The organism is Deltaproteobacteria bacterium (assembly GCA_009930495.1).
In the GTDB taxonomy this organism is placed as follows: domain Bacteria; phylum Desulfobacterota; class Desulfovibrionia; order Desulfovibrionales; family Desulfomicrobiaceae; genus Desulfomicrobium.
This window is the reverse complement of the sequence record RZYB01000137.1, coordinates 1-7,192: the sequence shown is the minus strand read 5'-3', so window position 1 is coordinate 7,192 and position 7,192 is coordinate 1. Positions and strand designations below refer to the sequence as shown.

Genomic DNA, 7,192 nt, shown 5'->3' with positions numbered 1-7,192 from the left:
ATCGTGGCCCAGGCCGGACAAAAGGGCCGGGTGACCATCGCCACCAACATGGCCGGCCGCGGCACGGACATTGTTCTTGGCGAGGGCGTGCGCGAGTTGGGCGGCTTGCATATTCTCGGCTCCGAGCGTCATGAAAGCCGGCGCATCGACAATCAGCTGCGCGGCCGCGCCGGCCGTCAGGGCGATCCGGGTTCGTCGCGTTTCTATCTGGCCCTGGATGACACGCTCATGCGTCTGTTCGGGTCCGAGCGTATTGCCGGCATCATGGAGAAATTGGGCCTGGAGGATGGGCAAAGCATCGAGAACGGCCTGATTACCCGGTCCATCGAGAACGCCCAGAAACGGGTCGAGGGGCATAATTTCGAAATCCGCAAGCAGCTGTTGGAATATGACGACGTCATGAACCAGCAGCGCGAGGTCATTTATTCCTTGCGGCGTGATCTGATGACCGCCGACGATTTGCAGCCCACCGTGGAGGAATTCGTCGATGATCTCTTGACCGAGGTCTACGAGCCCTTGGAGTCCAAGAAAGGCCGTAACGAATCAGCGGCGGAGATTCAGTCCATGGTCCGGGCCAAGCTGGACGAGGTTTTTGCTTTCGAGCGCGTGGCCGAACCCGGAAAATTCGTGGAGCGGGACCACGCCCGGACCGTCATCCTGTCCATCCTGGATGAGCATCGCGCCGCCGCCGGGCTCCAGTACCAGGAAGTGCTGCGCTTTTTCCTGCTCGACGCCCTGGACCGCAATTGGAAGGACCATCTGCTGCAGATGGATTACCTGAAGGAGGGCATCGGTCTGCGCGGGTATGCCCAGCGGGACCCCAAGCAGGAATACAAGCGCGAGGGCTTCGAGCTTTTCGAGAATCTTTTGTTCCGCATTCGCGAGAACACCATGAAGGCCCTGACGCACTTGCGCTTGGAGGTGGTCCACGAGGAAGAGCTCAAGCACGAGGAACAGGACGAGGTGAAATACGCGGGGGGCGGCGAATCCGAGGCCGCCAAGCCGGATACCGTGCGCCGGGCCGATCCCAAGATCGGACGCAACGATCTGTGCCCATGCGGCAGTGGTCAGAAATACAAGAAGTGCTGCGGGAAAAACGCCTGACCTGAAGGGCCGTTTCACGTCGCTTGCCGGTTTTTCCGGAGGACTCGTGCCGCGAAGAAAACCGAGGCCATCCCATTGCGGGATGGCCTCGGTTTTGTATTTCCGGGCTCATGTTCGCGGATGAGTCGAATTGACACAGCTAATGCTTGCCAATGCTCCCGATATCCGGACCGGCCCCGCTTTCAGCCAGGCGGTACTCCTCGAGCTTGCGGTACAGGGTTTTGCGCCCGATACCCAGGAGTTGCGCCGCGCGCGATTTGTTGCCCTGAACCGCGTGCATGACCATGCTGATGTGGGATCTTTCCAGTTCTTCCAGAGTGGAGAAGTTCTTTTCGCGCGGGTTTTGGCAGGTTTTTTGGCAAAAGGGCAGGGCTTTGACGTTGATGATGTTGTTTTCGGCGAGGATTATGCCGCGTTCGATGATGTTTTTGAGTTCGCGCACGTTGCCCGGCCAGGGGTTGTCCATGAGTTGTTGCATGGCCCGGGGAGAAATTTTGTATTCCTTGCCGTCCTTGGCCAGGGACGTGAGGAAGTATTCGACCAGGGATGGGATGTCCTCCCGTCGTTCGCGCAGGGGGGGAAGTTCGATGGTGAAGACGTTGATGCGGTGGAAAAAAGCGTCGTGGAAACGCCCTTCCTCCACCTCCTTGGCCAGGTTTTTGTTGGTGGCGAAGATGAAGCGCACGTCCACGCAGCGTTCCTCCTTGTCGCCGACCCGGCGGAAATGCTGGGTCTCCAGCACGCGCAGGAGCGCGCCCTGCAAATCCAGGGACAACTCGCCCACTTCGTCGAAGAAGAGGGTCCCCTTGTGGGCCAGGGAAAGCAGGCCATCGTGACTGCGGTCCGCGCCGGTGAAGGCTCCCTTGCAGTAGCCAAAAAGTTCGCTGCGGAGCAGCTCCTTGTCGAATGTGCCACAATTTTTGATGATCAGGGGCTGATCGGCGCGTTTGCTCTTGGCGTGCAGGGCCGTGGCGGCCACGTTTTTGCCCGTGCCGGATTCCCCCGTCAAAAGGACCGGCACGTCGGTGGGCGCGGCTTTTTCGATCAGGAATCGGACCTGCTGCACGGATCGGGAGTGCCCGATGAATTTTGGCGTGGGCCTGTGGTCCGTGTTGTGACGCAGCAGTTCGTTTTCCCGCTGGAGACGGACGCGTTGGTAGGCCTTTTCGATGACCTGTTCCATCCGTTCCAGGGAAAAGGGTTTGGTGATGTAGTCGTAGGCCCCGTTTTTCATGGCTTCCACGGCGTTATCGACGTCGGCGTACCCGGTGATGAGGATGATGGCCACGTTGGGCACGGTTTCCAGGAGTTTGCTCATCAATTCCAAGCCGTTGGCATCTGGCAATCGGATGTCGAGGATGATGATGTCGTAATAATGCTTGTGCAGGAGTTCGAAGGCCTCGGCCGCAGTGCCCGCCGCGTGGATGGTCCGTCCGGGAGCGGCCAGCTCCCGGGTGAAGAGTTTGCGGATATTGGCTTCGTCGTCCACGACAAGGATTTCGATTGAATTGAAAATGCTCATTCTAGGTGGCCCTTATTTTGTGGCGTGTAGTTTGCCGGGAGCTTGACACGAAAGATGGAACCCTTGCCGGGTTCGCTGCAGACGTGGATTTCCCCACCGTGGTGTTGGATGATGTTGTAGCAGATGGACAGCCCGATACCGATGCTGTGTCCATGCGATTTGGTGGTGAAAAATGGAATGAAGAGCTTGCCCAGGGTTTCCGGATCGATGCCGTGCCCATTGTCCTCGACGATGAGGGCGGCCTGGCCGTTGGCTTCCCGGGAGGTGCGGATGGTGATGGAGCCGTTGGCCTTGACCGCGTCCATGGCGTTTAAGACCAGATTGAGCAGAACCTGCTTGAGCTCTCCCTGGGCGCCCTGGACCATGACTGGGTCGGCCCATAATTCTTGGGACAGGGTGATGCCAGGGTGGAGCTTGATCTGGTGATGCAGGATCTTGAGGGTGTCCGTGACCAGGGCGTTGAGATCCAGCGAACTGAACTTGCTTGATTTTTGACTGCTGAATGACAGCAGGTTGCCGACGATGTCCCGGCAGCGGTTGCATTCCTCGACAATGGTCGTGGTGTAGTCGATGAAATCTTCCAGAATGGCTCTGTCCGCGTCGTCGTTGAGGACCGTGCCCAGATAGGGGATGCGACGCTTGAGGGCTTCCGAGAATCCACTGATGGCCGCCAGCGGATTGTTGATTTCGTGGGCCACGCCGGCGGCCAAAAGGCCGATGGTGGCCATTTTTTCGGCCTGATAGTATTTGGCCTGGTATTCCTTTTCCAGGGTCACGTCGCGTTTGGTCACCAGGACCGTGCGTACCCGCCCCTTGTCGTCGAACATGGGCGAAGCCGCCATTTCAAAGTGGATGGTCAGTTCGGTGCGCGGATCGACGTAAAAGGTCCGGCTTGGCTTGCCTGTCTCCAAGGCCGTGCGCAGGGGACAGATCGGGCAGGGCTCGCTCCGTCCCCGGAACACTTCGTGGCAGAATCTCCCCTGGGGCCGTTCGATTTCGAAATAGGCATGGAAGACTTTGTTCACGTAGACGATCCGGTAGTCGGGCGAAATCACGGCCAGCAGGTCCATGATGCCATTCAGGATGTCTTGGATTTCCTGTTTTTTTTCCTCCAACTCCTGGTTGTAGGTCCGCAACTCCCCCATCTTTTCCTGCACTTCCCGGAAAAAGCCGAGTTTGGTGTATTCCGGGCCGATGATATCGCTCAGAGTGGTCCTGGCCATCACCACACCTCCCGGCAGATGGTCAACAGATCATCGGCCGTTGCTGGACGTGGGTTGGTCAGGAGACAGGCGTCGTTGGTGGCCATGGCGCAGATTTGCGGGAAGGCGGTTTCGTCGTCGACGATGTCCCGGAAGCGGGTCGCGGCGTTTAGTTCCTGGAAGAATTCCTCCAGGCGGGCAATGCCGCCCAGGGCTGTTTGCGTTATGGAGCCAAGTCTTTTGCCCATGGTGATTTCGCCGATGACGGCCATTTTGCCTTCGCAGGCCGGAGTGTTGTAGCGCATGACCGCTGGCAGGAGGACCGGGTGCACCATGCCGTGGGGCGTATCGAAAAAGCCTCCCAGGGAGTGGGCGATGGCGTGGCAGGCGCCGAGGCTGGCGTTGCCAAAGCTCATGCCGGCGGCCGTGGCCGCGATGGACAAATTTTCCAGGGCCAGGGGATCGCGGGATTTCAGGGCGGGTTGAAGGTTGTGCAGGATGAGATGGATGGCCTTGAGGGCCTGGGTCTCGGTCAGGGTATGGGCGATGAGGGAGGTGTAGGATTCAACGGCGTGGGACAAGGCGTCCACGGCCGAGGAGATGATCAGATCGTCGTTGGCCGTGCTCAGCATGTGCGGGTCGATGATGGACACGTTGGGGGTCAGGCTGCGACTGATGAGCGACATTTTGACCTGACGCTTGACGTCGGTGATGATGGCGAACTGGGAAATATCCGAGCCACTTCCGGCCGTGGACGGCAGAAAGATCATCGGCGGCAGGGGATTGGTGATCAGGTTGGCGCCCTCGTAATCCTGGATCACGCCGCCGTTGGAAACCACCGTGGCCACGCCCTTGCCCATGTCCAGGGGACTGCCTCCGCCCAGGGCGATGACCACGTCCGCATCCTCGCGCAGGTACAGTTCCGCGCCCTGGTGGACTTCATAGTCACGGGGGTTGGAGCTGACATTGGAATAATAGACCCATTTCAGGGAGCTGGCTTCCAGCACGTCCAGGAGCTTGCCGACCCAGCCCGTGCGTTCCAGGCCCGGATCACTGACGACAAAGACTTTTTTGGCGCCGAGCTGCAAGGCATAGGAGCCCGTGTACCTCATGCTGCCATGGCCGAAGATGATTTCCGGAAGAGAGAATTTGCGAATGTCCATGCTCGGTCCTGCGTTGTGCCGCGATGGGCGCTGATTGAAGTTGGGATGGCCAGGATTGTCGTGCAAGAACGTGTCCGCTTCCCGGTGTTTTCAGCTTTTCCGATGGCCGAAGGTTTCTTCAGTGCTTTATCTATCTGAAAGTAAATAATATTTTATTGAAATGTGTAGCGTTTGTACACAGCCTTGGGGCCGCTGGCAAAGGTCTTTTTGGTCAGGAAAGGCGCTATGTGTCAAATTGTCTCAAGGCTTGTCGGCGAGGCAGGCTCAAAGTGATACAGTTTGTTTTTTGTTTTCGCGGGACAAGGCTGCCTCTGCGGGGCACGGGTGTGAGTTTGGTTTGTGATTTATTTTTAAAACAAGTGGTTGGGTTCTTTTTTTTAAAAAAATGTCACTTTTTTGCTTTTTGGCCTCGATCTTGCCTAAGGAGAGAGAGTTTTTTGATTGTCCAAAAAACGCTCTACAAACCTTAGTGAGGTGCAATCATGGCTGTTCAAGAAATGGTGTACGGATTCTTCATCCCCAGCGTTACTCTGATCGGTATCGGTGCTTCCAAGCAGATTCCGGACAAAATTCGCGCCCTGGGCGGCAGCAAGCCACTCATCGTCACGGATAAGGGTATCACTGGTTGCGGTCTCACCAAGCAGATCACCGATTTGCTTGATGCGGCGGGCATGAAGTATGAAGTTTACGATGACACCATCCCGAACCCCACGGACAAGAACGTGCACGACGGCGTGGACGTTTACAAGTCCAAGGGTTGCGACTCCCTGATCTCCTTGGGTGGTGGTAGCTCTCATGACTGCGGTAAAGGTATCGGCTTGGTCGTGGCGAATGGCGGCAAGATCCACGACTTTGAAGGCGTGGACAAATCCACCAACCCCATGCCTCCGTATCTGGCCGTGAACACCACAGCTGGCACCGCTTCTGAAATGACCCGTTTCTGCATCATCACCGACCTTTCCCGTCACGTGAAAATGGCCATCGTTGATTGGCGCGTTACTCCCGGCATCGCCATCGACGACCCGATGTTGATGGTTGGCATGCCCCCGGCGTTGACCGCCGCCACCGGCATGGACGCCCTGACGCATGCCGTGGAAGCGTATGTTTCCACCATCGCCACCCCCATGACCGACGCGTGCGCCCAGAAGGCCATCGAATTGATCGCCAAGTACCTGCGCAAGGCCGTTGCCAACGGTTCCGACATCGAAGCCCGCGAAGCCATGTGCTTTGCACAGTTCTTGGCCGGCATGGCCTTCAACAACGCCAGTCTGGGCCACGTTCATGCCATGGCTCATCAGCTGGGCGGCTTCTATGACCTGCCGCATGGCGAATGCAACGCCATTCTGCTGCCCCATGTTGAACGCGCCAACATGAACGCCAAGCTGGAACGTTTCGTCGACATGGCCAAGTTCCTGGGTGAGAACGTGGAAGGCATGCCGGTCCGCGCCGCCGCAGAAAAATGCCTCGACGCCATCAAGCTGCTGTCTTCCGACGTTGGTATTCCTTCCGGCCTGATCGCTCTTGGCAAGAAGTACGGCAAGAACGTGAAGAAGGAAGACATCGCCATCATGACGGGCAACGCCCAGAAGGACGCCTGCGGTCTGACCAACCCCCGCAAGATGAAAGACGCCGACGTGGCCGCCATTTACGAGGCCGCTCTGTAATGATCCATGCGCCGGAAGCATCGCTTCCGGCGTTTTTTACGGCAAGGACGAGGAAACACGGAGGACCGCATGTGGATCGATGATGCGAGTTTGGTGTCCCTTGAGGAAGTGGACTGGAAAGTCGGCGCCTCGCGCGAGGAACTGAACGCGACCATGCGGGACGATGATTTTCTGGAAGAACACCGGTTCGACGAAACATGGCGTGATAGCGGCATGGAGGTGTTTTAGACGGTAAACGCGACGAGATACATGTGTCTGTGAACGGGACTGATCTGAAAACCGGGAACTAAGTTTTTTTGCCGTAACGCAAACAAAACCAGTCACTGGGGCAGGGTTGGGGGTTGGCAATCTCCCAGCCCTGCTCTTTTTTTTGTTTTATGCCGAAAATGACAGCATGTGCCTTCAGGAAATGAATAAAACCAAGTAACAAGGAGATGTCATGAAAATTCTACGCATCAATACGCGAACCAAGAGCTTCACATTCGAAGAGCTTGGCGATCTGGTCGGCCTGGGCGGACGTGCCCTGACCTCCAGGGT

General features: G+C 57.5%; 5 protein-coding genes. 2 read left to right on the top strand and 3 right to left on the bottom strand.

The features are described from left to right. The coding region (gene secA / locus EOL86_10715; protein ID NCD26044.1) for a preprotein translocase subunit SecA at positions 1–1,104 on the top strand (1,104 nt) is incomplete at its 5' end. A 139-nt stretch (positions 1,105–1,243) separates the two neighbouring features. Here secA and EOL86_10710 read toward each other — a convergent pair. The 3 genes from EOL86_10710 to EOL86_10700 are packed head-to-tail and all read right to left on the bottom strand — an operon-like array spanning position 1,244 to position 4,991. After that, on the bottom strand, positions 1,244–2,626 hold the full coding sequence (locus tag EOL86_10710) for a sigma-54-dependent Fis family transcriptional regulator (protein ID NCD26043.1): 1,383 nt from the start codon (positions 2,624–2,626) through the stop codon (positions 1,244–1,246). Next, entirely contained in the window at positions 2,623–3,849 is a 1,227-nt protein-coding gene (locus EOL86_10705) for a PAS domain-containing sensor histidine kinase (protein ID NCD26042.1), read from the bottom strand. The genes EOL86_10710 and EOL86_10705 overlap by 4 nt, the downstream gene beginning before the upstream one ends. Next, positions 3,849–4,991 (bottom strand): iron-containing alcohol dehydrogenase, encoded by a 1,143-nt coding sequence (locus EOL86_10700; protein ID NCD26041.1) that lies wholly within the window; start codon positions 4,989–4,991, stop codon positions 3,849–3,851. The genes EOL86_10705 and EOL86_10700 overlap by 1 nt, the downstream gene beginning before the upstream one ends. A 482-nt stretch (positions 4,992–5,473) precedes the next feature. Between EOL86_10700 and EOL86_10695 the strand changes: the two genes are divergently transcribed. Continuing rightward, positions 5,474–6,655, top strand: a complete 1,182-nt coding sequence (locus EOL86_10695; protein ID NCD26040.1) for an iron-containing alcohol dehydrogenase — start codon at positions 5,474–5,476, stop codon at positions 6,653–6,655. Positions 6,656–7,192: the final 537 nt, after the last annotated feature.

What these genes read in the sequence shown, in the direction of transcription:
- EOL86_10710 (NCD26043.1), bottom strand. Translation starts at nt 2,626, where the DNA reads ATGAGCATTTTCAATTCAATCGAAATCCTTGTCGTGGACGACGAAGCC.
- EOL86_10705 (NCD26042.1), bottom strand. Translation starts at nt 3,849, where the DNA reads ATGGCCAGGACCACTCTGAGCGATATCATCGGCCCGGAATACACCAAA.
- EOL86_10700 (NCD26041.1), bottom strand. Translation starts at nt 4,991, where the DNA reads ATGGACATTCGCAAATTCTCTCTTCCGGAAATCATCTTCGGCCATGGC.
- EOL86_10695 (NCD26040.1), top strand. Translation starts at nt 5,474, where the DNA reads ATGGCTGTTCAAGAAATGGTGTACGGATTCTTCATCCCCAGCGTTACT.